Source organism: Microbacterium sp. Be9 (assembly GCF_011754135.1).
Classification (GTDB): Bacteria; Actinomycetota; Actinomycetes; order Actinomycetales; family Microbacteriaceae; genus Microbacterium; species Microbacterium maritypicum_A.
In genome coordinates, this window is sequence record NZ_WNWT01000004.1 from 774,866 (window position 1) to 801,276 (window position 26,411).

Consider the following 26,411-nt stretch of genomic DNA (forward strand, 5'->3'; position numbering starts at 1 on the left):
GCTGCGTCGCCGCCGATCAGATCTCACGGTCTCCGACTTCACGCACGGAGGCGACTTGTGGTCGTATTGGTCACGGCACCGGAGCATCGACGATCGGAGGAAGCGATGGCGCACACCTCCCGCGCACGCAGCGCCGCATCCCGGGTCTTCGCGGTGCTGCTCGTCGCGGCCGTCGTGATCGGCGCTCTGGTGGCCGTCTACCTGGTGGTCGAGGCGCAGCGGTCGATCCGCGCCGAGGCCGAACGGGTGACGGCGGCCACCGCCGCCGCGTTCGCCTCCTCTCCCCTGGTGATCGACGGTCTGCGCGGGGATGATCCGGGCTCAGCGACCCCGGTGCTCGAGCCCTATTCGCTCGCGGTGATCGCCAGTGCAGGACTCGACTTCATCACGGTCATGACGCCGGACGGCACGCGGATCACGCACCCCGACACCGACCAGATCGGCGGTCACTACCTGGGAACGATCCCGTCATCGCCCATTCCACTCACCGAGGAGTTCACCGGCACTCTCGGCCCTTCGGTGCGCACCATCGCGCCGGTGACGACGACGGACGGCGCGCTGATCGGCTGGGTCTCGGCCGGCGTGACGACAGAGTCGATCACCGACACCCTGATCCGCCGCCTGCCTCTCACCCTCGGCATCACGATCGGCCTCGTCGCCCTCGGTGCCGGCGGTGCCGTGATCGCCCGACGCGTGACCCGCCGCATCGCGGGCGATCTGCCACCCGGTCAGGTGCGCGACGCGGTCTCTTCCTACGAATCGATCCGCACTCTGGGCGAAGCCCTGCGCGCGCAGACCCACGAGCACGGGAATCGGATGCACGCCGCCGTCGCTCTGCTCGAACTCGGGCGCCGGGACGAGGCGATCGAGATCCTCACCGAGACTTCTCGACAGAGCCAGTCGCTCGTCGACCAGGTGACCGCACGACGACACGGGGATCCCGCCGTGGGTGCTCTCCTTCTCGGCAAAGCCTCCCAGGCCAAGGAACGCGGCATCGATTGGCGGGTGCGCATCGAACCCGACACACCTCGCACACCGCTGTCCCCGGTGGACGCCGTCTCGGTGCTCGGCAATCTCGTGGACAACGCCATGGATGCGGCCGCTGAGTCCGACGACCGCTGGGTTCAGGTCTCGCTCCGCCCGCACGGTGCCGGGATCATGCTCGAGGTCTCGGACAGCGGCCCCGGCATCCCGCCTTCCCTGCGGGAGCGGATCTTCGACCAGGGCTACTCCACGAAGCCCGCCGACGCGCAGGGTCGCGGCGTCGGCCTCGCGCTCGTCCGTTCCGTGGTCACCGGCGCCGGCGGTTCCGTGACCGTGAGTGACGATCCGACGACGTTCCGGGTCGTCCTCCCCGCAGCAGGGCCACGGAGGTCTCCGGCATGATCCGCACACTCATCGTCGATGACGATGCTCTGACCCTCGAACTGCATCGCGACTACATGGCCCGCCTCGACGGGTTCGTCGTCGCCGGCGAGTGCACGGGGGCCCGAGCCGCCATGAGGGCCGTGCTGGAGCGCCCCGATGCATTCGACCTGGTTCTGCTCGACATCACGATGCCGGACGGCTCCGGCATCGACGTGCTCCGCACGCTTCGCGGGCGATCCGCGGCCGTGGATGTGATCGCCATCACCGGCGTCCGCGACGCCGACGCCGTTCGACAGATGGCCGCACTCGGTGTCTTCCAGTATCTGATCAAGCCGTTCCCCTTCGCGGTGTTCCGCGAGCGGATGGAGCAGTACCGCGCGCACCGCGAACAGGCGCGGAGCACCGAGGGCGAAGCGACGCAGGCGGAAATCGACGCCCTGCTCGGGCGTTCCACCGCGACGATCCCCCTCCCCAAGGGGCTCTCGGCGGCCTCGCTCGACAGGGTCACCGCCGAGTTGCGCACCGACGGGCCGCTCTCGGCGAGCGAGGCGGCAGAGCGTCTCGGCATGTCGCGGGTCGCCGTGCGTCGCTACCTGGAGCACCTGGTCGCCGAAGGCGTGCTCACGCGGTCTGCGCGATACGGGACCCGCGGACGGCCGGAGACCGAGTACGACTGGAAGAGGCGACCCGGCCCGGGGACCTGACCGTCAGCGCGGCAGCCGTCCGTCGTGCAGCACCGCGTGCGGATCGAAGCGCGCACGCAGATCACGAAGCCGGGCGATCTCGTCGTCGGACCCGCAGCGCTCGAGGGTCTGTTCCGGTTCGAGGAAGGTCGCCACGGTCTGCGATGCCTCGTTCGGTCCCAGCAGCTCTCGGAAGGCCTCGAGACTCATCTCTCCCGGTTCTGCGGGCACTCCAGGGATCACCGGCACGAGAGCGTGCAACAGCCAGCCCACGGATTCGAGCGAGGCGAAGCCCTCACGCCGCGGTGCATCGAGAGCACCGCCGAGCATACGGATGTCGATGCCCATGATCGGCCACTGCTCCGGCAGCTCCCGGAATTCGAGGAGGGCGTCGATTGTCGCATCGTCGAGCACGCTGAGCGCCATCGACGCCCCACGCCCCGGCGTGGGATCCGTCGGCTCGTTCGAGGCGGCCGCGAGTGCCGCCGGCGACGTCGGCCCGGTGATCTCCCTGCGCACCGTACCTGCCCGCCGTATGGTGTCGATCAGCTCCTCCTGCGGCCCGTCGGCCGACAGCGCCTGGACCGTGAGGAAGCTCCTTCCCCTGATCTCCTCCGGAAGCTGCGGGGCGTCCGGCATGCGCATCGAGTTGAGGAAGACGTTGAGCGTCGACGGAGCCGAGGCTGCGAGGTCGCGGACGGCACGGACCACCGCTGGGGCATCAGCGACGTCGAAGGTGAGGTTCGCCTCCCAGACGGCGGGTGCCCGCACCAGATCGATCTCGGTCGCGGTCACGATCCCGACGAGGCCGCCGGCGCCCCGCAGCGCCCACATGAGGTCGGCATCGGTGTCGTCGTCGACGCGCTCGTGCGTGCCGTCGGTGCGCAGCACCCACGCCGCGCGCAGGTTGTCGGACCCGAGACCCGCCGTCCGGCTGAACCACGAGTGTCCGCCGCCCAGCGTGTACCCCGCGACGCTCACCACCGGACTGGTTCCGGCAGGAGCGACCCACCCCGAGCCTTCGAGCGCCTCGACGACAGCTCCCCAGCGCACGCCGGTACCGACTCTGACGATGCCGCTTTCGAGGTCGACCTCCAGATCGTCGAAAGCGCCCATGCGCACGAGCACGGTGCCGGCCAGGGATCCGGAGGCGCCATGACCATTCGGCTGGATCGCGAGCGGCGTGCCGGACTCGCGTGCCGCACTCAGCAGTGCACGGAGGTCGTCGACGTCGGCAGGTATCGCCACCGCATCCGGCCGCTGCTCGATCGCGAGATTCCACGGCTGTCGCGCTGCATCGTAAGCGTCGTCTTCGGGGAGGAGGAAGGTGCCGGTGAGTCGTTCCTGGAGCGCGACGAGCGCGGGGTGTGTGGGCATGACGCCACCGTACGATATCCCTCGGACATCGTCGATGGCGTCATGCGCCGCTCACTCGCCCGCGAGACCGCCGAGCATGTGGCCGAAGGAACGCCCCTCTCCCAGGTACGTCGCCGGATCGTACGGGTCGGCGACGGCGGTCGCCTCGCGTCGGGCGATCGCCTCCGCCAACTCCCTGGCACCCTTCTCGACGCGCTTGGCGAGCGGCGCGACGTCGTCTCCCGCTCCACCCCAGTCGCTCGATGCCGCGAACACCCCGGTCGAGACGGGCTCCGCATGCAGGTAGGCGAAGAGCGGGCGGATCGCGTAGTCGATCGCCAGCGAGTGCCGCGCGGTGCCGGCGTTCGCACCGATCAGCACGGGCGTGCCGGTGAGCGCATCCGGGTCGAGCACGTCGATGAAGGACTTGAACAACCCCGAGTAGCTCGTCGAGAAGATCGGCGTCACCGCGATCAGCGCGTCGGCGGAGACCACGGTGTTGATCGCCGTCTCCAGGGCCGGCGGCGCGAACCCGGTGAGCAGGTTGTTCGTGATGTCGTGCGCATAGTCCCGCAGCTCGATCACGTCGACGTTCGCTTCGATGTCGTGCTCGGCGAGGGCTTTCACGGTCTCGGCCGCGAGTCGGTCCGCGAGCATCCTCGTGGACGACGGGTTCGACAGGCCGGCGGAGACCACGGCGATACGACGCACGGTCATGTCACGCCTCCGTGCGGCCGAGCCCGAAGGCTGCGCCTGCGGGGGCCGGGCTGTCCTGGTAGGGCGAATCGCCTGTCAGGTTGTCACCGCGGTTGGCGCCGGGGCGCGCCTGACGGGTCGGACCGTCGCCGAATTCGGCCCTGACGCGTGCCGTGTGGGTCGGCGCGTCGGGCACGGCGGCGGGGCGGTCTTTCGCGAGCTCCTTGCGGAGCACCGGCACGACCTCGGAACCGAGGATGTCGAGCTGCTCCAGCACCGTCTTGAGCGGCAGACCCGCGTGGTCGATCAGGAAGAGCTGCCGCTGGTAGTCACCGTAGTGCTCGCGCATCGCGGCGTATCGGTCGATCACCTGCTGCGGGGAACCCACCGTCAGCGGAGTCATCTCGGTGAAGTCCTCCATGCTCGGCCCGTGACCGTAGACGGGCGCGTTGTCGAAGTACGGACGGAACTGGTTCACCGCGTCCTGCGACTTCGCGGCCATGAACACCTGTCCGCCGAGACCCACGATCGCCTGTTCCCGTGTGCCGTGGCCGTAGTGCTCGAAGCGCTGGCGGTACAGCTCGATGAGGCGCTGGTAGTGCTCCTTGGGCCAGAAGATGTTGTTCGCGAAGAAGCCGTCACCGTAGTACGCAGCCTGCTCGGCGATCTCCGGGGTACGGATGGATCCGTGCCATACGAACGGCGCGATCCCGTCGAGGGGGCGCGGAGTCGACGTGAAGCCCTGCAGCGGCGTGCGGAACTTGCCCTCCCAGTCGACGACGTCCTCACGCCACAGCTTGTGCAGCAGGGCGTAGTTCTCGATCGCGAGCGGGAGTCCCTGGCGGATGTCCTGACCGAACCAGGGATACACAGGACCGGTGTTGCCACGACCGAGCATGAGGTCCATGCGGCCGTCAGAGACATGCTGCAGCATCGCGTACTCCTCGGCGATGCGCACGGGATCGTTCGTGGTGATGAGCGTCGTCGACGTGGAGACGATCAGGCGCTCGGTCTGCGCGGCCAGCGCCGCGAGGAAGGTCGTGGGGCTGGAGGACCAGAACGGCGGGTTGTGGTGCTCGCCGATCGCGAAGACGTCGAGTCCGACCTCTTCGGCGTGCACGGCGATCGCCGTGGTCGCCTTGATGCGCTCCTGCTCACTGGGGGTGATCCCGGTGGTGGGATCGCGCGTGATGTCGCTGACCGACATGATGCCGAACTGCATCGCCTGCGCGCCTGACTGCTCGCTCATGATTGCTCCGTGTCTCCGAACCGGATGACTCGCATCCGTTTCTATTCATTTGAATGTATCTGTGTCAACGCGCTCACAGCAACTTTATTCCCGGCCTGTAGCCTCGAACGATGAGCACTGCCGGCGCCGACATCTCAGGGCCCACCACAGGATCGGTTCCCCGCAGGCGGAGACGTGTGCCGTTCTGGGACAACGCGCGCTACGTCTGCATCGTGCTCGTCGTGCTCGGTCACGCGATCCAGCGCCTGACGTACGACTCCGACATCGCCTTCGCGTTCTACCTCGCGCTGTACGCGTTCCACATGCCGGCGTTCGCCATCATCTCCGGCTACTTCTCGAAGTCCGGCTCGCCCTCCAAGACGCAGATGGCCAGGGTGGTCACGGACATCCTGCTCCCCTACGTCATCTTCGAGACGCTGTGGACACTCACCAAATGGCTGGTCGAGGGCCAGGTCGATCCGAACATCACGAAACCGAGCTGGACGCTGTGGTTCCTCCTCGCGCTCGGGATCTTCCGGCTCGTGCTCCCGTACCTCGCACTGCTTCGGTGGCCGCTGCTGTGGACCGTGGTCATCTCGGTCGGAGTGGGATACCTGCCGAACGTCGACAGCACGTTCTCGCTGTCCCGCACCCTGGGGCTCCTTCCCTTCTTCACGCTGGGCTGGTGGCTGCGCGAGCACGACATCGTCGACAGGTTCCGCCTCCTCGACTTCCGCCCCTGGTGGATCCGGGGCGGCGCCGTCGCGATCTTCGCTCTGGCCGGCTTTGCGGCCTGGAACTGGCTTCCGCTGTGGCAGGCGTCCGACCTGCGGCACTGGCTCTTCTACGAGGACTCCTATGCCGACCTGGGCGGGGAGCAGTGGTGGGCCGGCGGGGTGCGGATACTCCTGATGTTGCTCGCCGTCGTGCTCAGCGCCGCCTTCTTCGCCCTCATCCCACGGGGCGCCCACTGGTGGACGGCATTCGGCCAGTACACGATGTACGTGTTCCTCCTGCATTCGTTCGTGCTGTACCCCTTCCGCGAGAGCGGGATCCTGCAGAGCCTCGAGCCGACCTGGATCTGGCTCCCCCTCGTCACCGTGGCGTCAGTGCTGATCGCCCTCGCGCTGGCGACGAAGCCGGTCAGGTGGGTCTTCCGCCCGCTGGTGGAACCCCGCCCAGGGTGGCTCTTCGCCGACCCGGCGCTGGCCTCCAAGGAGGGGCGCCGGAACGACCCGACGGGCTCGCGGCGCCCGCGCCAGACCGGACGATAACCTCGAAGGTGTGAGCCGCGCACAGACCGTTCGAGACCGCATCGTCGAACGCATCGAGGAGACGGGGTTCGGCGCTCACGGGCTGCACGTCCGCGTCGCCACTGAGACCGCCGACCACCGCTGGACCGACGACGTGCGGGAGGACGTGCACTCCGTCGCGAAAGGCGTCTGCGTTCTGGCTGCGGGACTGGCCGCCGACGAGGGTGCGGTGTCGCTCGACATGCCCGTCGGCACGTACCTCCCCGGCTTCGAGCTGGGAGCTGGCGTCGAGGACGTCACGCTGCGGCACCTGCTCTCGATGACCAGCGGGATCGATCTGCCCTGGTCGGAGACTCTGATGACGGACTGGCCGGACCTCGCCCGCGAGTTCCTGCGACGCCCGTCGGGCGGGCGGTCGTTCCAGTACTCGAACGCGAGCACGTACACCGCGATGACGGCGCTGGCCGCGCTAGTCGGAGACATCGGCGACTATCTCGTCCCCCGTCTCTTCGACCCGCTCGGCATCATCGACGTGGAGTGGGAGCGCAGCCCTCAGGGTCGCATCGTCGCCGGAGGCGGGCTCTCTCTGCGCACCGAAGAGCTCTCCCGTCTCGGACTCCTGATCAGAGATCGCGGGGTGTGGGAGGGCCGACAGCTGATCGCCCCAGGATGGATCGACGCGATGCACACGGAATGGCGGGTCGCCGGCGAGAGCACGGACTACGATCGCTACGCCCTTGCAGGATGGGGCGGGCCGGGGCCGGCGTGGAGACTTCACGGCGCCTACGGCCAGCTGCTCATCTTCCTCGACGACGCGGTGGTCACGATCACGGCAGACGATCACTTCGGCGCCGATGCCATCGCCGCGTTCGCGGTGGAGGCGCTCACGAGCACACACGAGCCGTGACCGCTCAGGCGAACAGCCCGGCCCCCACGAAGGACCCCGGCTTCACCCCCGCCGGCACCGCCCAGATGCCCGAACCGACGTGGCGGATGTACTCGTTCATGAGATCTGTCGACAACCGACGCTGCAGCGAGATGAACTGTGCAGGATCGCGCTGGTACGACAGGAAGAAGAGCCCGGCATCGAGGCGTCCGAGCGTGTTGTTCCCGTCGACGTAGTTGTAGCCGCGGCGGAGGATGCGGATGCCGTCGTTCTTCTCCGGATGCGCGAGACTCACGTGGCTGTTCGCGTCGATCGCCTTGCTGTGGAAGTCCGGTGCCGTGAACTCGTCTCCGCCGGAGAGCGGTGCACCCTCGCCCTTGTCCCGACCGATGATGGTGTCCTGCTCCGACAGGCGCACGCGGTCCCAGGTCTCGATGAGCATCGCGATCTTCCTGGCCACGAGGTAGGACCCGCCGGCCAGCCACGCCGGTTCGTCCTTCTCCGATACCCAGACGTGATCGCCGAGCGCCTCGGTGTCATCGGCCAGGATGTTCGCGGTGCCGTCCTTGAACCCGAAAAGATTGCGCGGCGTCGCCTGCGTCGCCGTCGTGCGCGACGTCTTGCCGAATCCCAGCTGCGACCAGCGCAGCCGAGCCCGGCCGAAGGCGATGCGGCTGAGGTTGCGGATCGCATGCACCGCCACCTGCGGGTCGTCGGCGCAGGCCTGGATGCACAGGTCGCCGTGAGAGGTCTGCGGATCGAGATCGTCACCGAGGAACGCCGGGAGCCGTTCCAGCCCCGGGGGACGCTGCGCGGCGATCCCGTAGCGGTCGCCGTCCTCGTTCTCGAAGAGTCCCGGCCCGAAGCCGAACGTGATCGTGAGCCCGGCGGCGGGAAGCCCCAGCGCCTCCCCCGTGTCGTCCGGCGGCGCTTCGGCCGGCCCACCGACCGCACCCGTCGCACTGACTTCGAGGCCCTGCGCCATGCGGGAGGCCGCGTACGACCAGTCCTGCAGCAACGAGATGAGGTCGTCGCGATCCGTGCGCGGCATCATGTCGAAGCTGGCGAAATGCAGATGGTCCTGCACCGGAGTGGTGATGCCTGCCTGGTGATCGCCGAAGAACGCGTATGCGGAATGCGCGTCCTCCGCCGCACGCGCCCGCCCGAGCGCGACGCCGCCGGCGAGACCCGCACCGGCGCCGACCGCGAGGCCCGCGACGCCGCCCCCGATGGCCAGGCCGAGCAGGCCCCGCCTGCTCAAACCGGCAGGAGCGGACGCCGCGCCCATCGATGACTCTTCGGGTGCGGCATCCGCTTCTGGTTCGTTCACGTCCGTGATGGTATCCCGTAGCGTGCGGCTGATCAGTCGAGGACCGTACTGGTGAGCTGCGAGAGCGGCTCGGCCAGAGCGTTGATCAGGTCGGTGAACTCGCGCTTGTCGGCCTCGGTCAGTTGCGAGTAGCCCACGAAGCCGTCGGCCAGCGAGCCGTGAGCCGCGAGAGATTCCTCGAGCGCGGTGTAACCCGACTCGATCTCCGCGACCAGAGCCTTCCCCTCGTCGCCCTGCGCGACGGCGAAGTCCTGCACGAGCGAGAACGCCATCTTCGACCCTTCGACGTTCGCGGCGAAGTCGTAGAGGTCGGTCCCGGACCACCAGTCCTCCTCCCCGGAGATCTTCCCGGTCGCGACCTCGTCGAGCAGCGCGATGGCGCCGTTCGAGATGCCGCCGATGCCCTGGTCGTCGAGGGCGGTGGTGAAGTCGTCGGAGTGCACGTAGTCGTAGAGCTCCTGCACGTCGGCGAGCAGCAGATCGCCGTAGTCGGCGCGCTCCTCCGGCGTGGACGGCGCCCAGTCCTGCCACGCGGGGGTCTCCCCGTCGGCGTTCAGCGCGTCCTGCGCCGGAACCCACAGGTCCTTCTCGATGCGGTGGAAGCCCGTCCAGTCCAGTCCTTCGGCGACGGCATCGACCTCGCGATAGTCGATCCGCGGGTCGAGGTCGCCCAGCGCCTCGGCGACCGGCTCGATGCGCTCGTAGAACGCGCGGGTCTGCGGGAAGAGCGTGCGCGCGGTCTCGTCGTCACCGGACTCGTAGGCGGCGACGAAGTCCTCGACTGCGGGGACGAGCTGACCGACCTGGTCCTTCACGAACGCACCGTAGAGGTCGACGGCCTTCTGCTTCTGCTCGGCGTCTGGACCTTCCACCGCGACGCGATCCCCGGTCACGGTGAACGCGGTCTTCCCCACGCCATCGCCGATCATCCCCGGCTTGCAGAGAGTGAAGTAGTCACCGGGCTGTGCGACGACCGTGAGCGTGCGCGAGGCGGCCGGCGCGATGTTCTCGACCTCGCCGACGATCCGGAGGCCGTCGTCTGCGAGGAGGTAGAACTCCGTGACCTGAGCGGTGTCGTTCTTGACGTTGAAGGTCAGGGTCCCGCTCTTCGCGGTCGCCGCGGAGACCGCGCAGTCGCTGTCGGTCGAGGAGACGTCGAAGGCCGCGGTGGCTCCGGCGTCGCTCTTCGCGACGCAGCCGCTCAGGACGAGAACCGCGGCGCCGGTGGCTGCCAGCGCCCCCAGGATCCGGTGCGAGGTGGTCATGCTGCTCCTTGTGGTGAGAGGGAGGGAGATTCAGACGAGGGCTCCGTCGGGTCCTGCGGCTTCGACGGGCGCTTCGAGCGGAGTCCGCGGACGTAGAGCCATCCGACGACGGAGATGTACGCGACCCAGGCGACGACCTGCATCCAGGTCATCGCGGGCATGAAGCCGACCGTCGCCTGCAGAATCGATGCGAGGGGGCCACCGGGAGCGATCGTCGCCGAGACGTCGAACGCCCACCCGAACGGGAAGGCGGCCCATCCGACAGCCACGCCGCCGGTCACGGCATCGATCGGTGCCAGCGCGGTGAACGGCCCGGGAAGCACACCGGCCTCCTGCAGATCCATCAGCGCGTAGGCGAGCACGCCGGCCGCGACGATCACGAGGAACCCGCCGGTCCAGGCGAAGAAGCGACGCAGATCGAGTCGCAGCGCACCGCGGGAGATCAGCCATCCGACGACCACGGCCGTGAGGAGCCCGAGCAGGGCGCCCATCAGCGCCGAGGGTGCGTCGCCGAAAGACTGGACCATCGACCACAGCAGCAGCGTCGTCTCGATGCCCTCTCGGGCGACGGACACGAAGCCGATCGCGATGAGCGCCCACAGGCCGCCGGCAGTGAGGGCGCGGTCGATGCCACCCTCCAGCGTCGCCTTCATGCTGCGCCCGGCCCGCTGCATCCAGAAGATCATCCAGGTCACCATCGCGACGGCGAGCAGCGACAGGCCGCCACCGATCAGCTCCTGCGCCTGGAACGTGAGTTCGTAGGCCCCGAAGGTGAGCACCGCGCCGATGCCGAGAGCCAGTGCGATCGCGAGTCCGACGCCCGCCCACATCTTCGGGAGGGCGTCCTGCCGTCCGAGACGACGGAGGTAGGCGACGAGGATGCCGACGACGAGTGCGGCTTCGAGGCCCTCGCGGAGCCCGATGAGAAAAGTGGCGAGCACGGAAGAACACTCTCTGGCGGTGACTGAGGTAAGGCAGCCCTTACCGAGGAGACTCTAGCACCGAGATCGACCTCCACCGCACACGAGGGACGGAAGTAACGGAGCGCAACACAGGATCCCACCCCGGTCGACGCGACGTAGCCTCGGTCCATGGCTGAACTCTCGCTCCCCATTCTCGACCTCTCCCAGCTCGACGAAAGCCCCGAGGCCGCGGCACGATTCCGCGACGACCTGCGGGCGGCGACCCACGACGTCGGCTTCTTCTACCTCACCGGCACCGGGATCTCCCCCGCGCTCGAGGCACGGCTCCACCGGGCCGCCCTGGACTTCTTCGCCCTCCCCGAAGAGGACAAGCTGGCCATCGAGAACGTGAACAGCCCGCACTTCCGCGGCTACACGCGCATCGGCGGAGAACGCACCCAGGGGAAGGTCGACTGGCGCGAGCAGATCGACATCGGCCCCGAGCGCGAACCCGTCGACGACGGCCCCGCCTTCAACCGCCTCATCGGGCCGAACCTCTGGCCGTCGGCGCAGCCCGAGCTGCAGGATGTCGTGGCCGAGTGGCACGAGACCCTGTCCGAGGTCGCTCGCAAACTGCTGCGCGCCTGGGCCCAGACCCTCGGCGCCGACGAGTCCTACTTCGACGAGCACTTCGGCGAGCCGTCGACCCTCATCAAGATCGTCCGCTATCCCGGAACGCACGAACCAGAGCCTCAGCAGGGCGTCGGTGCGCACAAGGACTCCGGCGTGCTCACCCTCCTCTGGGTGGAGCCGGGCAAGGGCGGTCTGCAGGTCGAACGCGACGGCACGTGGGTCGACGCTCCCCCGGTGCCCGGAGCTTTCGTCGTGAACATCGGCGAGCTGCTGGAGTACGCGACGGGCGGGTACCTCAAAGCGACGAACCACCGGGTGGTCTCGCCGCAGGCACCGGACGAGCGGATCTCAATCCCGTTCTTCTTCAACCCTGCGCTCGACAAGCGGCTGCCCCTGATCGCGCTGCCCGAGGAGCTGGCCGCCGAAGCGAACGGGGTGACCGATGACCCGAGCAATCCCATCCACGCGCTCTACGGCGAGAACGCCCTCAAGTCACGCCTGCGCGCCCACCCGGATGTCGCCGCGATCCACCACGCCGACCTCGTGAACGCGCCCGCCTGACGCACGGGTCACAACTCCTGCCCGCCGCCGAGAGCGACGATCTGCCGGAGCGCCTGGAGGTGGGCCGCGAAAGCATCGCGGCCCGCCTTCGTCGAACGCACCCACGTGCGCGTGCGACCCCCGACGACGCCCTTGCGCGCGAGCACGTATTCCGCGGTCTGCAGGTGCGCGATCGCCTTGCTCAGCGGCGAATCACCACATTGGAGGACGTCGCGGAGCGCCGGGAAGTCGAACTCCATGCCGTCGCCGAGCGCGGCCATCAACGAGAACCGGATCGGTGAGGCGAAGTTGTCGTCCAGCTGCGTGCGCGGGTGCGGCCGGAACCCCGCCTCAGCCACGACCCTCCCGCCCCGGAACGAACGACACCAGGACGAAGAGCACGATCACGACGACACCTCCGACGACACCGGCGAGCCCCGATGCGCTGCCCCCTCCTCCCCCCAGCACGAGAGCCACAGGGATGCCTGCCGCGAGCAAGAATGCCGCCACATGCGGCCACCGCCAGGAAGCACCGATGGCGGGAAGCCCGACGGGTGTGTTGAAGGCGACGATCCAGGCGAGGAGAACCAGCATCACCAGCAGGGTGATCACGCTGCGCAGCACATCGTCCGGCGCCCCCGCGAGCATGGTCAGCACGCCGAGAGCGACGCCGAGGAGCAGGGTCCCCCATCGGATCGGAGCGGGCAGGGTGACCCGCGGAGGCCGCGGGGACCGAGAATCTCCGGCCGCGCGGAACAGCTGGACCACGCCGTAACCGCCGATACCCACCAGGACTATGCCCGCGGGGATCAGCACGACGCCGACCGGGAGACCGGGATCCAACGCGACGAGACCGAACACGACGACAGCGCCGACGAGAACCACGACTTCGCCGAGGATGAGCGGCCACCGGGAAGCGCTCCAGCGCCACTGCATCCCGTTGCGTTGCGCCATCCCGCTCGCCAGCTGCCCCCACACCAGAAAGGTGAACAGGATCACCTGGGAGGCGAGGACATCGCTCTGCCGGAGGACGAGCGCGAACGCGACGAGATACCCGGCCGTGATCACCGCATTGGCGATCTGGAGCCCGGCGAGCGCACGTCGGTCGACGGCGCGGCCTCGGCGCTCCACCACCGCGTCCGCTGCGGCCAGATACCGGCGCGCGATGTCGGCATCCGGCGGCACGAGAGCGTCGTGACCGGGAATCGGCTTCTGCTGCATGTCGGGCCTCCCCCACTTTCCTTGTGGAAAGCTCTCTACTTTCCTATCGGAAAGCGAGTGGGGAATCAACCCTCGGACATGACGAAGGCCGCCCCACACCGTGGGGCGGCCTTCTCAAGAATGTTCTGCGCGATTGAACGCAGGATCGCAGTGCCTTAGCGGCGGAGTCCGAGACGCTCGATCAGCGAGCGGTAGCGCGCGATGTCGATGTCCTGGAGGTAGCCGAGCAGACGACGGCGCTGACCGACGAGCAGGAACAGCCCACGACGCGAGTGGTGGTCGTGCTTGTGCTCCTTGAGGTGCTCGGTGAGGTCCTTGATGCGCTGCGTCAGCATTGCGACCTGCACCTCGGGGGATCCGGTGTCACCGGGGTGCGTCGCGTACTCTTCGATGATCGCCTTCTTGACGTCTGCTTCCAGTGCCATAGATTCGATCCCCTCTCTGCTTGTTGCGCGGCGCCCGACGCCTGATACGTGGGCTCTCTTTATCCGCGGCCGATCGAACGGCAACCTGACGAGTCTACCAGCCGACGACCACCCTCGGTGACACCGGCGGCGGAACGAGTCCGTCAGGGTCAACTAGTCTCGAAACGTGCAGAAGAAGTTCGAGGAGTGAGCGCCCGCCGCGGTCATCTGATCGACCTCTCCCCCTTGAAGTCCAGTCCGGCGTTCGCCCGGATGTGGATCGGGTCGACACTCGCCGGCATCGGCGGCCAGCTCACCATCGTCACGGTGATGCTGCACGTGTTCGCCCTGACGCAGAACACCTTCGCGGTCTCGATGATCGCCGTGGCCGGACTCGTGCCGATGATCCTCGCCGGCCTGTACGGCGGCATGCTCGCCGATGCGTTCGACCGACGCCGGGTGGCACTGATCGCGGCGACCATCACTTTCGTCTCCACCGCCCTGCTCGCGGCTCTCACCTGGACGGGTATGGAGACCATCTGGTGGCTGTATGCGCTGAGCATGATCAACTCCGCCGCCAATTCGGTGGGCATGGCCACGCGCACGGCGATAGTGCCGCGGCTCATCCCCCGCGAGAAGCTCGCCGCAGCATCCGCGCTGAACGGTGTGGCCTTCGGGCTGACGGTCATGGCCGGACCCGCGCTGGCGGGCCTCCTCGTCGCCCTCACCGGCTACGGCTGGACGTACACGATCGACGTCGTGCTCATGCTGTCGATGTTCCTGGGACTGTGGACGCTCCCGGCGCTGCGGCCGGAGGGAGAGATCGTCCGCCCCGGCCTCGAGTCGCTGGTGGACGGCTGGCGCTTCCTCCGCAGAGCAGGCAACATCCGGATGCAGTACATCATCGACATCATCGCGATGACGTTCGGGCAGCCGCTCGTCCTCTTCCCCGCGCTCGGCACGGTGCTGCTGGGCGGCGGAGCGCTCACGACCGGCATCCTCACCGCCGCGGTGGCGGTGGGCACCTTCGCGTCGAGCCTGTTCTCCGGTCGCGTCGTGCAGTACCGCTGGCATGGCCGTGGCATCGCCCGGGCGGTGGAGGCGTACGGCGCATCGATCCTGCTGTTCGGGCTCGTCCTGCTCGTCGGCGCATTCTCGGCCCCCGCGAGTGCGGCTGCTCCTCACGTCGGACTGATCGTCGCCGCCTGCATCGCCCTCGCGCTGTCCGGCGCCTCCGATAACGTCAGCTCGATCTATCGCAACACGATGATGCAGGCCGCCGTACCCGACTCGATGCGCGGACGCCTCCAGGGCCTGTTCATCGTCGTGGTCGCCGGCGGGCCCCGCGTCGGGGCGCTGTACGCGGGCACGCTGGCGACGCTCACGACCCTCTGGTTCCCTCCCCTGCTCGGTGGAGTGCTGGTCATCGCCCTCGTCGCCGCGCTCGCGCAGCGCAACCGCCGATTCCACGACTACGACGCAGAGAACCCCGAGCCCTGACGGGCCCGGGGTCCGGACGATGCTCCGTGGAGGTCAGTCCTGCTGCAGGGCACCCTGCAGGTCGAGGCTGATCGTGACGTCCTTGCCGACGAGAACGCCACCGGTCTCGAGTGCCGCGTTCCAGGTGAGGCCGAAGTCCTCGCGGTTGATGACGGTCTTGGCAGAGGCGCCGGCCTTGTAGTTGCCGTAGGGGTCGGTGCCGAAGCCGCCGAAGTCGAGCTCGAAGCTGACCGGCTTGGTGACGCCGCGGATGGTGAGGTCGCCGTCGACGTACAGGTCGTCGCCCTTGACGTGCGCACCGGTGGAGACGAACTCCATGGTCGGGAAGTTCTCGGTGTCGAAGAAGTCCGCCGAGCGCAGGTGCGCGTCGCGACCCTCGTCATTGGTGTCGATGGAGGTCACGTCGACCGTCGCCTCGACCTTGGCGTCCAGCGGGTTCTCCGGAGCGATCAGCGTCGCGCTCTTCACCCCGAAGGTGCCGCGCACCTTCGAGATCATCATGTGGCGCACGGTGAAGGTGACCTCGCTGTGCGAAGGGTCCAGGACCCAGGTGCCGGGACGGTAGCCGGGGATGTCGATGCTGGTCATTGCTTCTCCTCTGGAGACTTCAGCCGCTGCTGCGGCAAGGGACAGGGGCCGCGTCGCCGCGACCACTGTGACAACTTACATTCATTCGCATGTATTCCCCTGAATGAAGAATCTTTCCCGCACATGCCGCGAGGCGCCTCCCTCCCGGAGGAGAGAGACGCCTCGTGGAAGAGACCGATGTCAGCCGACGGCGACCAGATCGATGATGAAGATCAGCGTCTTGCCGGAGAGAAAGTGCCCGCCGCCGACCGGGCCGTAGGCGAGATGCGGCGGGATGATCAGCTCTCGGCGACCGCCCACCTTCATGCCGGGGATCCCGTCCTGCCACCCCTGGATCAGGCCGCGCAGCGGGAACTGGATCGTCTCGCCACGGCCCCACGAGGAGTCGAACTCCTCGCCGGAGTCGAACTCGACGCCGGCGTAGTGGACCGTGACGGTGTCGCCGGGCTTCGCCTCGGCGCCGTCACCCTCGATGATGTCGCGGACGACGAGCTCCGCCGGAGCGGGAGTGCTGGGGGCTTCGAACTCAGGCTTTGTGCGTTCAGTCATGTCTCCATCAAACCCGAGGCCGACGGACCCGGTCAACGCACGCACACCTGCTCACAGCGAACACCTCACGCCCTCGCCGGCGAACCTCGGCAACAAGCTCTTGACACTCATGCAGGGCCGGGTGCACCCTGTTTACAGATCAACTCAGCGCCCGGGAGACTCGCAGGCATCGCCGCAGCACCGGGCGCTGAGTCTTGTCCTGGAGCGATTCCCGGCCCCTCACTCGACGTATCCTGCGAGGAGCTCGGCGATCTCCACCGGTCGGCTCAGCATCGCGCAGTGTCCGCCGGGCAGCTCATCCGCGACCACTCCCAGGCGGGTCTCGGCGAGGTCGCGCAGGAATGCGGCAGGGAAGAAGCGATCGTCGGCGAACAGCACGAATCTCGTCGGCACGTCGGGCCACGCCGCCAGAGGCCACGGCCTCTCCATCGCCGCCTGCGACGGATGCGCCCTCTCCCGTCGGAGCGCCTCCTCTGCCAGCTCGTGCGGAACTTCGTTGTAGAAACTGACGAGGGGGTCGTCGTTCCCGGTCAACCCGCCGTCCCGCGCCGACTGGGCGGCAGACGCCGTGACGTATCCCGAGTTCGCCCACCACTGATCCGGGGACTCGCCCGGGGACGGGATCATCCCCGCCATCAGGACGAGGAGATCGGCGGAGAGGCGCTCGGCGACCAGCGGCGCGGTGAAGGCCCCGAAGGAATGACCGACGACCACCACCCCCGCCTGCGCACCCACCAGCTCCGCAACCACCTCGGCGTAGTCGTCGAGAGTGAGCGTGTCGTCGTCGGCGGGAAGGTCGGGCGCGAACACCTCGTGCCCGCGCGCTCGCAGCTCGGCGGCGACCAGATGCCAGGACCATCCGACATCTCCGCCACCGTGGATCGCGACGAAGGTGCTCATCCGCCACCGCCTTCCCTCGGACAAGGGTACGCCGTCGCGTGTGGCGTCAGTAGGCCAGCAGGGCCGCCCTGGTCGCCCTGGTGCGGATCAGGAGCGCGCGCTCGTCATCCACGGCCATGGGGTCGCGGCCGGTGATCGCCCGCTGACGGACAGCGGCGAGCTCCGTCGCCTCCTTGATGAACGCACGCATCAGGGGACGACGGTCCCCCCGCAGCTGCGACGCCCAGGCGAGTCCGACCTTGCGCCCGGCAGGGGTGGCGAGCATGGTGACTTCCTCGGGAGTGAACCATCCGGCCGCGGCGTAGTCCTCGAGGCGGGCACGGGTGAGTCGGGCCTCCTCACGACGCAACGCGACGATGCACAGGATGAATCCGATGAAGAGCGGCACCTGAAGGGTGAAGTAGAGACCGAAGAAGTCGGCGAACGTCGCCGAGCCGTTCCAGAGAGCGTGGAGCAGGATCGCCCCGACCACCCCCACCGCGCCAGCACCGAGCGCGGCCCTCGCCGAGCCGTGACGCCGAGCGACGAGGCCGATCGCGAAGCCGGTGATCGCGGTGAACATGGCATGAGCGAAGGGCGAGAAGAGCCCGCGCACCACGAACGTGACGGTCAGCTGCTCGCCGCCGCCCTCGATGAGGCTCACCCCGAAGTACTGGATGTTCTCGGTGAAGGCGAAACCCGCCCCGACCAGCGCGCCGTACACGATGCCGTCGACAGGGCCGTCGAACGCTCGTCGGGCGAGCAGGAAGATGAGGAAGACGCCGAGCCCCTTCCAGAGCTCCTCGACGATAGGCGCCTGCACGACGGCGGTGAACTCCTCGGAGCGGATGTCGAGCAGGAGGGTCAGCGCGGTGTCGACGAGCAGGGTGAGCCCGACGGCCGCGACGGCGCCCCATGCGATGGCGAACGCCACCAGCCGCTTGGGCTCGGGCTCCCACCGATCGATCAGGCGCACGCCCAGGAACACGATGGTCAGAGGGATGAGCGCGAGGACCAGCCCGACGACGGAAGCGAACGATCCGAGCGCCCAGACGAAGTAGCCGACGAGGGCGATCAGGAGGAAGCCGAGCACCCCGAAGAGCCAGAGCGACACCGTGCGCCCTTTCCTCGTCGGAACGGGCAGCGCCGGGAGCGACTCCGCCGGCGACGGGGCGACGGGAGCCGGCGGTGTGTAGGGCGTCGGCTGCGCGAGGGACGATGCATACCCCGTGACGGAGGTGCGGGCCGCGGGCGCCGAGACCTGGCTCGCGTACGGCGCGGGCGCGAAGGCTTGCGGCGGTACCGGCTGCGGGGCCTGCTGCGGCGGTACCTGCTGCGGCGGTGTCGACGGCAACGGCGGTGCCGGCGGAGGCGCATACGGCGAGGGCTGCTGCGGCTGGGACGGTCCTCCGGAACTCATAGGCAAAGCTTATGGGCACAACGCCGGGCACCCGGATATGGCGACCCCCTCCACCCGGCGACCTGCACCCACCCGGTAGCGTAGAAGCATGCGGTTCGCTCACCTGCGCCGTCCCGACTCCCCTCTCGCGGTTCTCGCCGTCGTGGAGGGCTCGGACGCCGTCCTCGTCTCTGATCTCCTGACCGACCCTCCTGCCACGCTGCAGCAGCTGATCGAGAGAGGGGACGATGGTCTCGACGCACTGCGCCGCGCTCTGGCGGACACCACCGCGCCGCGGCATCCGCTCGCGGGATGGGCGTTCGCCTCGGCCGTGCTCGCTCCGCCCGCGGTCCTGGCCGTCGGCCTCAACTACGCCGCGCACTCGAGTGAGCTCGGTCTCAAGACCGATGCCGCCCCGACCGTCTTCACGCTCTGGCCGAACTCGCTCACCGGACACGACCAGACCACATCCTGGCCGCGCACGCTGAGTGAGGCCGTCGACTACGAGGCCGAGCTCGGCGTGCTCATCGGCTCGCCTGCGAAGGACGTCGCCGAGGCTGATGCGCTGTCGCACGTCTGGGGATACACGGTGGTCAACGACATCACCGCCAGGAACATCCAGTTCTCCGAGGCTCAGTGGTCACGCTGCAAGTCGTTCGACGGATTCACCCCGACCGGGCCGTTCGCGGTGACCGCGGATGAGATCGCCGACCCGCAGGACCTGCACATCTGGACCGTCGTCGACGGTCACACCGTGCAGGATGCGAGCACCGATCAGATGGTGCGCTCGGTGGCGAAGCTGATCGCGCACCTCTCGCAGTCGCTCACGCTGCTCCCCGGCACCCTCATCTCGACCGGCAGCCCCGGCGGTGCCGGCTACTCGCGCGACCCGCAGATCTTCCTTCGCGACCGGTCCACCGTCACGGTGGGCATCGACGGCATCGGCGAGCTCACCACCCACTGCCGCATCACCGACTGACTTCACGGAGACGAAGGGGACGGATGCCGGCGCATCCGTCCCCTTCGTCTATCCGTCTGTGAGATCAGATCTCGATCAGGTCTTCCGGTGAGATCACCGGGATCGCGGCCGTGATGGTCTCGAGTCCCGACAGGCGCGCAGGCGAGAGCTGCTTGACGACCTCGTCGCGCGACATGAGGCCGGCCTCCACCACGAGGTCGGCCACGCTGCGGTTGGTCAGCAGTGCGGTCTTCGCGAGTGCGGCCGCCGCGGCGTAGCCGATGAACGGGGTCAGCGCCGTGATGACTCCGACCGAGGCACCGACCATCGCGCCGAGGCGGTCGCGGTTCGCGGTGATGCCGTCGACGCAGTTCACTCGCAGAGTCCACATCGCCTGACGCATCCAGGTGATCGACTGGAAGATCGAATGCGCGATGACCGGCTCGAAGGCGTTCAGCTGCAGCTGTCCGGCCTCTGCCGCCATCGTCACCGTCATGTCCGCACCGGCGACGGCGAACGCCACCTGGTTCACGACCTCGGGGATGACCGGGTTGACCTTGCCGGGCATGATGCTGGAGCCCGCCTGCATGGCAGGAAGGTTGATCTCGCCGAGACCCGCCTGCGGGCCGGACGAGAGAAGACGGAGGTCGTTGCAGATCTTCGACAGCTTCATCGCGTTGCGCTTGAGAGTCGACGAGAACGACATGAACGAGCCGGTGTCGCTGGTGGCCTCGACGAGGTCACCGGCAGTGCGGAGGTCGAGCGACGTGATCTCGCGCAGGTGCTTGAGCACGGCGGGTGCGTAACCAGGGTGGGTGGTGATCCCGGTGCCGATCGCGGTGGCGCCCATGTTGATCTCGAACATCAGCGAGGCGTTCTCGGTGAGACGGGTGTGGTCGTAGCCGAGCGTCGTGGCGAAGCCGTTGAACTCCTGCCCCAGCGTCATCGGCACGGCATCCTGCAGCTGCGTGCGCCCCACCTTCAGCACATCGTGGAACTCGCGCGATTTGCCCAGGAACGACAGCCGCAGCAGGTCGAGTTCCTCGAGCAGCGAGCGCAGGGTCAGCGAGAGGCCGATCTTCACCGCGGTCGGGTACACATCGTTCGTGGACTGGCTGCGATTGGTGTGGTCGATCGGCGAAAGGAAGGCGTAGTCGCCCTTCTCGCGGCCCGCCATCTCGAGCGCGATGTTGGTGATGACCTCGTTCGCGTTCATGTTGGTCGACGTGCCGGCTCCACCCTGGATGACGCCGACCGTGAACTGCTCGTGGAACTCGCCGTCGATCACGCGCTGAGCCGCCCGGTCGATCAGGTCCGCCCGCTCCGGGTCGAGCACGCCGATCTCGCGGTTCGCACGGGCGCTGGCCTGCTTGACCATCGCGAGGCCGACCACGAGGTCGGGATACACCGAGATGGGCCGCTTCGTGATCGGGAAGTTCGCGTCGGCGCGGGCGGTGTGGATCCCCCAGTACGCGTCGACGGGAATCTCCATGCTCCCGAGCGAATCGGTCTCGGTGCGGGTCAGGGTAGGCGCGGCAGAAGCCATGTCACATCCTCGTGGGTCGTGGCGGGTGAGAAGGGTGGGGGATGTCTTCAGTCTACGCCGCTCAGCGTGCGGGTTTGCGGGAGAAGGCTTCGAGTCGCCCTTCCGGGTCGAGCTTCGCCATGCGCTCCAGCCAGGCCTCGGAGAAGTAGTCGCCGGTGTCGGCACTGGTCACCGGGACCACGGTGTGGGTGATCGTGTCGGGGTACACGTGCACGAGGTGGAACGCCTGAGCGGCGTCCATTCCGTTGACCTCGGCAGACGGGCGCGCGACGTTCATGGTGTAGCACGTCGCCGATGCCACGCTCACCGGCACGCCGGCGAAGGTGCCGTGCGAGGAGTAGTGCAGATGCCCGGCGAGGATACCTCGGACGTCGCTGCCGCGGACGACGGCGGCGAGCTCGTCCTGATGTCGCAGCTCCAGGATGTCGAACAGCGGGAGGTGGCTCGGAAGAGGCGGATGATGCATTGCGAGCAGGGTGCCGTGCGGGGCCGGCTCGGCGAGGACCTCGGCGAGCCAGGAGAGCTGACCGTCATCGAGATCCCCGTGATGCCAGCCCGGGACACTCGTGTCCAGCGCCACGAGTCGGAGACCCTCGAGGTCCCAGACACCGGTCACAGGCTCCTCGGTCGGAGCCAGATCGAGCAGCCCCTCACGCAGCGCCGGACGTTCGTCGTGGTTTCCCGCCACCCAGATCACCGGGGCGCCGAGTTCCGCCGCGACCGGCTCGACCGCAGCGCGCAGACGGCGATACGCGTCGGGCTCGCCGAGGTCGGCCAGGTCACCCGTGACGACGATCGCCGTCGGATGCGGATGCACCGCGCGGATCGCGTCGAGCGTGCGGTCGAAGTTCGCCTCGACGTCGTAGCGTCCGCCCAGGCGCGCTCCCCCCGCGAGGAAATGCGGGTCGCTGACGTGGATGAGCACGTGCGACGCGGGCTCGTGCCTGCCGAAGACGTACGGACTGCCGGTTCCTGCGGACATGGCCTCAGCCTATTGCCGCACCGGCAGCGGCGGACGCGACCCGCGCTCGCCCGCCGAGGTCAGTGACCGACGACGAGGAGCAGGATGCCGCTCACCACGGCAGCGGCGCAGAGCGCGAAACAGCCGTAAGCGCCGACCAGGGCCACCGTCTTCTGGCCCTCCGTCAGCGGGCTCTTGCGTGCCGCCTTCGCCGCCTGCTTCTCGGCGCGCTTGAGTTCCTTCTCCGTGATCACGGTGATGGCGTCCGTGAACTCTGCAGGACTCACCACAGGGGCCCGCCCGCTGCGCACGAGCAGTCGGAGTCCCAGCGCGTAGAACGTGACGATGGCGGCGGCGCCGATGAGGGCTGCCGCGAACACCTGGAGGAAGGCGACCCAGTCGATCACGACGTTCATTCGGACTCCCCGTTCCGGTCGGCGTCGGGCTTCGTCGTCGAGGCCGCAGCCTTCGAGGAGCCGGCACCGGCCTTGGCCTCCGCCTTCTTGGCCTTCTTCTTCTCGGCTTTCTTCTCGGCGTCCTTCTTCGCCTGAGCCTTCGCCTGAGCCTTCGCCTGCTCGCGCGCCTCGGCACGGGCCCTGGCCTCGGCCTTGGCCTGCTCGATGCGCTGCTGACGGCGCGTCGGCGGAGGCGTATCGGGGAGTTCGACGGCCCTGCCGGACTCGGCGACGTCACTCATCGCGTTCGCCGGGGTGACGGCATTGCGACGCGAGCGCATGAAGAGGCCGAGGATGATCACCAGGGCGATCACGGCATCGATCGCCACTCCCCAATTGCCCAGCCAGACCACCAGCAGCGCCGCGAGAGCGCCTACGCCTCCGGCAGCGGGAAGCGTCAGCAGCCAGCCGACTCCGATGCGGCCGGCGGTCCGCCAGCGCACGGTGGACCCGCGGCGGCCGAGGCCCGAGCCGATAACCGAACCGGACGCGACCTGCGTGGTGGAGAGGGCGAAGCCGAGGGCGCTGGAGGCGAGGATGGTGGCCGCGGTCGAGCTCTCTGCAGCGAAGCCCTGGGCGGGCTTGACGTCGGTCAGCCCCTTGCCGAGGGTGCGGATGATGCGCCATCCGCCGAGGTAGGTGCCGAGGGCGATGGTGAAGGCACACGCGACGATGACCCACAGCTCGGGCTCGTGATGGGCGCCGGACTGCCAGCCGATCGTGATCATCGCGAGGGTGATCACTCCCATCGTCTTCTGCGCATCGTTGGTCCCATGGGCGAGCGCGACGAGGGACGACGTGAAGATCTGGCCCCATCGGAAGCCGTCGCGGCCGTCGGGCTTCCCGTCGTAGCGACGGGTGACCGAGTAGGCGATCTTCGTCGCGGCGAACGCGATCAGCCCTGCCGTGACAGGGGCGATCAGGGCGGGGAGCACGATCTTCGAGAGCACCATGCCGAAGTCGATGCCCCCGATCCCCGCACCGACCAGAGTGGCGCCGATGAGTCCGCCGAAGAGCGCGTGCGACGAGCTCGAAGGCAGCCCCAGGAGCCATGTGAGCATGTTCCAGGTGATCGCGCCGATGAGACCGGCGAAGATCAACGAGAGGAACAGATCGGCTCCCGCGGAGATGATCGCATCCTCGCGGATGATGCCGCCCGAGATGGTCTTGGAGACCTCGGTGGACAGGAAGGCGCCGACGAGGTTCAGCACTGCGGCGAGGAGGACGGCGGTCTTGGGCTTCAGCGCGCCGGTGGCGATCGGCGTCGCCATGGCATTCGCCGTGTCGTGAAAGCCGTTGGTGAAGTCGAAGAAGAGTGCCAGCGCGATGACAAGCACGACGATGAGGGCTGCGGTTTCCACCGTTCGCTTTCGGTCGTTTGAGGAAGAAGGAGATGTCGACGAGATCGACGTGACGAACGAAGAGTTCACCGTGGGTTTGACTTCCGTTAACCGGCCCCGGTGAATTCTCCCACCCTCCCCCGTGCCGGTCAACTCGACCTGGGATAGCGTGAGACGGTGACTGACGCCCCTGCCGCCGACCGCCGCTCGACCCTCCGCACCCATCACGGTGACACCTTCGAGGATCCCTACGAATGGCTTCGTGCCAAGGAATCCGCCGAGGTCATCTCCCACCTCGAAGCGGAGAACGCCCACACAGACGCCGAGACGGCGCACCTCGCCGATCTGCGCGAGAGACTCTTCCAGGAGATCAAGGGCCGTGTCCAGGAGACGGACCTGTCCGTCCCCACTCGCCGAGGGGACTGGTGGTACTACAGCCGCAGCGAGGAGGGGGCCCAGTACGGCATCCACTGCCGCGCCGCTGCCGCCCCGGACGACTGGACTCCCCCGCGTCTCGAGCCAGGAGTCGCGGTTCCGGGAGAGATCGTGCTCCTCGACGGCAATGTCGAATCGGAAGGACACGACTTCTTCTCGCTCGGCGCTTTCGACACGTCTGACGACGCCACGAAGCTGCTCTGGTCCACCGATTTCGAGGGTGACGAGCTCTACACCGTGCACGTGCGCGACCTCGCCACGGGCACCACGCTCGACGACGAGATCCCGAACACGGGCGGCGCCTTCTTCACGCCCGACGGCACCGGGGTGCTCTACACGACCCGTGACGAGGCCTGGCGCCCCGACACCCTGTGGCTGCATCGCCTCGGCACGCCGGTGTCGGACGACGTGCGGCTCTTCCACGAGCCGGACGAGAAGTTCTGGCTCGGGGCAGGGATCACCCGCAGCCGCCGGTATCTGGTCATCGCGGTCGGCTCGAGCATCACGAGCGAGGAGTACCTCGTCGATCTGACCGGCGAGCTCACCGCTGAGCCGCAGCTGGTCTGGCCGCGTCGCGAAGGCGTCGAGTATTCCGTCGAGCACGCGGTCGTGGGCGGCGAGGACCGGTTGCTCGTGCTGCACAACGACGGAGCCCTCGACTTCGAGCTCGTGTCGGTCGCCGCCGCGGACCCCCGGGGATCGCGGCACGTGGTGGTGGCGCACGAACAGGGCAGACGCCTGCTGGGTGTGGACGCGTTCCGCGACTTCGCCACCGTGGAGTACCGCAGCGAAGGACTCGAACGCGTCGGCCTGCTCGACTACGAGACGGATGTCGTCGACGAGCTGGCCTTCGACGAGCCGCTCTACTCCGCCGGAGTGAGCGGGAACCCCGAATGGCACTCCCCGTTCCTGCGCCTGGGATACACGTCGTTCGTGACGCCGGGGACCGTGTACGACCTCGATCTCGCGACCCGCGAGCTCGTGCTGCGCAAGCAGGTGCCGGTGCTGGGTGGATACGACCCCGCCGACTACGGGCAGAGGCGAGAGTGGGCGACCGCTGCGGACGGCGTCCGCGTGCCGATCTCGCTCGTCTGGAAGCGCTCGTTCGGCGAACCCGGGGGCGAGGCACGGCCGGTGCACCTGTACGGGTACGGCTCGTACGAGCACTCGATCGATCCCGGCTTCTCGGTCGCGCGCCTCTCCGAGCTGGACAGGGGTGTGATCTTCGCGGTGGCGCACGTCCGCGGTGGAGGAGAGATGGGGCGACAGTGGTACGAGGACGGCAAGCTCCTCCACAAGCGCAACACCTTCACGGACTTCGTCTCCTGCGGCGAGCACCTGGTCGAGACCGGGGTCACGGCACCGACTCTCATGGTGGCCGAGGGCGGCAGCGCCGGGGGCCTGCTGATGGGGGCTGTGACGAACCTCGCGCCCGGGCTCTTCGCCGGCATCCTCGCCGGGGTGCCTTTCGTGGACGCCCTGACCACGATCCTCGACCCGTCGCTGCCGCTGACCGTGATCGAGTGGGACGAATGGGGCGACCCCCTCCACGACCCGGATGTCTACGCCTACATGAAGTCGTACAGCCCGTACGAGAATGTCCGAGACGGCGTCGAATACCCGCGGATCCTCGCCGTCACATCCCTGAACGACACCCGTGTGCTCTACGTGGAGCCCGCCAAGTGGGTCGCCCGTCTACGCGAAGCCGGGGCGAAGGACGTGCTCCTCAAGTGCGAGATGGTCGCCGGGCACGGCGGCGTGAGCGGGCGCTACAACTCTTGGAAGGAGCGGGCCTTCGAACTCGCCTGGCTCCTCGAGACGCTCGGCCTCGCCGACGCCTGAGCGCCGGACCTCCTGGTGTGAGCGCCCGTTCGTGGGCGCCACATCAGGCGATCACGTCAGAACAGTCCAGGGTCTGCACCGGCACAAGACGCACACCTGAGAACCCGCGGCTGTTTCACCGCGCGACCCGGGCGCGATTCGACGCGCGACATAGAGCACGCGAGATCAGGCGAACACGCCGCATCAGGCACGCG

The 26,411-nt window shown here is 68.3% G+C and carries 25 protein-coding genes; 8 read left to right on the forward strand and 17 right to left on the reverse strand.

Annotated features, from left to right (window positions below):
• Positions 1-105 precede the first annotated feature (105 nt).
• Positions 106-1,386, forward strand: a complete 1,281-nt coding sequence (locus GLO27_RS07950; protein WP_021198614.1) for an ATP-binding protein — start codon at positions 106-108, stop codon at positions 1,384-1,386.
• Positions 1,383-2,072, forward strand: coding sequence for a response regulator (locus tag GLO27_RS07955; RefSeq protein WP_136023728.1), 690 nt, complete (start codon positions 1,383-1,385; stop codon positions 2,070-2,072). Before GLO27_RS07950 ends, GLO27_RS07955 begins: the two co-directional genes overlap by 4 nt.
• Positions 2,073-2,075: 3 nt before the next feature.
• Here the strand turns inward: GLO27_RS07955 and GLO27_RS07960 are convergent, their stop codons facing one another.
• Genes GLO27_RS07960 through GLO27_RS07970 form a run of 3 tightly spaced genes read right to left on the reverse strand, consistent with a single transcriptional unit; the run spans position 2,076 to position 5,352 of the window.
• The gene (locus GLO27_RS07960; protein ID WP_167254312.1) at positions 2,076-3,428 is read right to left on the reverse strand and encodes an FAD-binding oxidoreductase; all 1,353 of its coding nucleotides are present in this window, start codon (positions 3,426-3,428) and stop codon (positions 2,076-2,078) included.
• A gap of 51 nt (positions 3,429-3,479) precedes the next feature.
• A complete protein-coding gene (locus GLO27_RS07965; RefSeq protein ID WP_167254314.1) occupies positions 3,480-4,124 on the reverse strand; it encodes an FMN reductase in 645 nt (214 codons plus the stop codon).
• 1 nt (position 4,125) lies between these two features.
• Positions 4,126-5,352, reverse strand: a complete 1,227-nt coding sequence (locus tag GLO27_RS07970; RefSeq protein ID WP_021198610.1) for an LLM class flavin-dependent oxidoreductase — start codon at positions 5,350-5,352, stop codon at positions 4,126-4,128.
• A 110-nt stretch (positions 5,353-5,462) separates the two neighbouring features.
• Between GLO27_RS07970 and GLO27_RS07975 the strand changes: the two genes are divergently transcribed.
• Positions 5,463-6,605 (forward strand): acyltransferase family protein, encoded by a 1,143-nt coding sequence (locus tag GLO27_RS07975; RefSeq protein ID WP_167254316.1) that lies wholly within the window; start codon positions 5,463-5,465, stop codon positions 6,603-6,605.
• A 10-nt stretch (positions 6,606-6,615) separates the two neighbouring features.
• A complete protein-coding gene (locus tag GLO27_RS07980; protein WP_021198608.1) occupies positions 6,616-7,491 on the forward strand; it encodes a serine hydrolase in 876 nt (291 codons plus the stop codon).
• 4 nt (positions 7,492-7,495) lie between these two features.
• On the opposite strand, the gene efeB is transcribed toward GLO27_RS07980, so the two are convergent.
• The 3 genes from efeB to efeU all read right to left on the reverse strand — a co-directional run bounded on the left by efeB (position 7,496) and on the right by efeU (position 11,006).
• Positions 7,496-8,758, reverse strand: a complete 1,263-nt coding sequence (efeB, locus tag GLO27_RS07985; RefSeq protein WP_029258998.1) for an iron uptake transporter deferrochelatase/peroxidase subunit — start codon at positions 8,756-8,758, stop codon at positions 7,496-7,498.
• A 74-nt stretch (positions 8,759-8,832) separates the two neighbouring features.
• Positions 8,833-10,065 carry an iron uptake system protein EfeO gene (gene efeO / locus GLO27_RS07990; protein WP_167254318.1) on the reverse strand — a complete coding sequence of 411 codons (1,233 nt, stop codon included), beginning with the start codon at positions 10,063-10,065 and terminating at the stop codon, positions 8,833-8,835.
• The gene (efeU, locus tag GLO27_RS07995) at positions 10,062-11,006 is read right to left on the reverse strand and encodes an iron uptake transporter permease EfeU (protein WP_029265548.1); all 945 of its coding nucleotides are present in this window, start codon (positions 11,004-11,006) and stop codon (positions 10,062-10,064) included. Before efeU ends, efeO begins: the two co-directional genes overlap by 4 nt.
• 150 nt (positions 11,007-11,156) lie before the next feature.
• Here efeU and GLO27_RS08000 point away from each other — a divergent pair, with 150 nt between their 5' ends.
• Complete coding sequence (locus tag GLO27_RS08000; protein ID WP_167254320.1) at positions 11,157-12,161, forward strand: isopenicillin N synthase family oxygenase; 1,005 nt, start codon at positions 11,157-11,159, stop codon at positions 12,159-12,161.
• 8 nt (positions 12,162-12,169) lie between these two features.
• Here the strand turns inward: GLO27_RS08000 and GLO27_RS08005 are convergent, their stop codons facing one another.
• From GLO27_RS08005 to rpsO, 3 genes are all read right to left on the reverse strand, one after another.
• On the reverse strand, positions 12,170-12,499 hold the full coding sequence (locus GLO27_RS08005; protein ID WP_167254322.1) for a transcriptional regulator: 330 nt from the start codon (positions 12,497-12,499) through the stop codon (positions 12,170-12,172).
• On the reverse strand, positions 12,492-13,361 hold the full coding sequence (locus GLO27_RS08010) for a hypothetical protein (RefSeq protein ID WP_167254324.1): 870 nt from the start codon (positions 13,359-13,361) through the stop codon (positions 12,492-12,494). Before GLO27_RS08010 ends, GLO27_RS08005 begins: the two co-directional genes overlap by 8 nt.
• A 155-nt stretch (positions 13,362-13,516) precedes the next feature.
• Positions 13,517-13,786, reverse strand: coding sequence for a 30S ribosomal protein S15 (rpsO, locus tag GLO27_RS08015; RefSeq protein ID WP_017830938.1), 270 nt, complete (start codon positions 13,784-13,786; stop codon positions 13,517-13,519).
• Between the two features lie 186 nt (positions 13,787-13,972).
• Here rpsO and GLO27_RS08020 point away from each other — a divergent pair, with 186 nt between their 5' ends.
• Positions 13,973-15,265 carry an MFS transporter gene (locus tag GLO27_RS08020; RefSeq protein WP_167254326.1) on the forward strand — a complete coding sequence of 431 codons (1,293 nt, stop codon included), beginning with the start codon at positions 13,973-13,975 and terminating at the stop codon, positions 15,263-15,265.
• A 33-nt stretch (positions 15,266-15,298) separates the two neighbouring features.
• Here the strand turns inward: GLO27_RS08020 and GLO27_RS08025 are convergent, their stop codons facing one another.
• The 4 genes from GLO27_RS08025 to GLO27_RS08040 all read right to left on the reverse strand — a co-directional run bounded on the left by GLO27_RS08025 (position 15,299) and on the right by GLO27_RS08040 (position 18,701).
• Positions 15,299-15,853: a YceI family protein gene (locus GLO27_RS08025; protein WP_167254328.1), complete on the reverse strand. Its 555-nt coding sequence runs from the start codon at positions 15,851-15,853 to the stop codon at positions 15,299-15,301.
• 180 nt (positions 15,854-16,033) lie between these two features.
• On the reverse strand, positions 16,034-16,402 hold the full coding sequence (locus tag GLO27_RS08030) for an FKBP-type peptidyl-prolyl cis-trans isomerase (protein WP_021198599.1): 369 nt from the start codon (positions 16,400-16,402) through the stop codon (positions 16,034-16,036).
• Positions 16,403-16,621: 219 nt separating this feature from the next.
• Positions 16,622-17,302, reverse strand: a complete 681-nt coding sequence (locus GLO27_RS08035; RefSeq protein WP_167254330.1) for an alpha/beta hydrolase — start codon at positions 17,300-17,302, stop codon at positions 16,622-16,624.
• 46 nt (positions 17,303-17,348) lie between these two features.
• A complete protein-coding gene (locus tag GLO27_RS08040; RefSeq protein WP_243844753.1) occupies positions 17,349-18,701 on the reverse strand; it encodes a PrsW family intramembrane metalloprotease in 1,353 nt (450 codons plus the stop codon).
• Positions 18,702-18,789: 88 nt separating this feature from the next.
• On the opposite strand from GLO27_RS08040, the gene GLO27_RS08045 reads away from it, so the two are divergent.
• A complete protein-coding gene (locus tag GLO27_RS08045; protein ID WP_021198596.1) occupies positions 18,790-19,659 on the forward strand; it encodes a fumarylacetoacetate hydrolase family protein in 870 nt (289 codons plus the stop codon).
• A 64-nt stretch (positions 19,660-19,723) separates the two neighbouring features.
• Here GLO27_RS08045 and GLO27_RS08050 read toward each other — a convergent pair whose 3' ends face one another.
• From GLO27_RS08050 to GLO27_RS08065, 4 genes are all read right to left on the reverse strand, one after another.
• Positions 19,724-21,184, reverse strand: coding sequence for an aspartate ammonia-lyase (locus GLO27_RS08050; protein WP_021199419.1), 1,461 nt, complete (start codon positions 21,182-21,184; stop codon positions 19,724-19,726).
• Between the two features lie 61 nt (positions 21,185-21,245).
• On the reverse strand, positions 21,246-22,166 hold the full coding sequence (locus GLO27_RS08055; RefSeq protein ID WP_167254332.1) for a phosphodiesterase: 921 nt from the start codon (positions 22,164-22,166) through the stop codon (positions 21,246-21,248).
• A gap of 59 nt (positions 22,167-22,225) precedes the next feature.
• Complete coding sequence (locus tag GLO27_RS08060; protein ID WP_021199417.1) at positions 22,226-22,561, reverse strand: hypothetical protein; 336 nt, start codon at positions 22,559-22,561, stop codon at positions 22,226-22,228.
• Complete coding sequence (locus GLO27_RS08065; protein ID WP_021199416.1) at positions 22,558-23,961, reverse strand: inorganic phosphate transporter; 1,404 nt, start codon at positions 23,959-23,961, stop codon at positions 22,558-22,560. The genes GLO27_RS08060 and GLO27_RS08065 overlap by 4 nt, the downstream gene beginning before the upstream one ends.
• Positions 23,962-24,117: 156 nt before the next feature.
• On the opposite strand from GLO27_RS08065, the gene GLO27_RS08070 reads away from it, so the two are divergent.
• Entirely contained in the window at positions 24,118-26,217 is a 2,100-nt protein-coding gene (locus tag GLO27_RS08070; protein ID WP_021199415.1) for a S9 family peptidase, read from the forward strand.
• Positions 26,218-26,411: the final 194 nt, after the last annotated feature.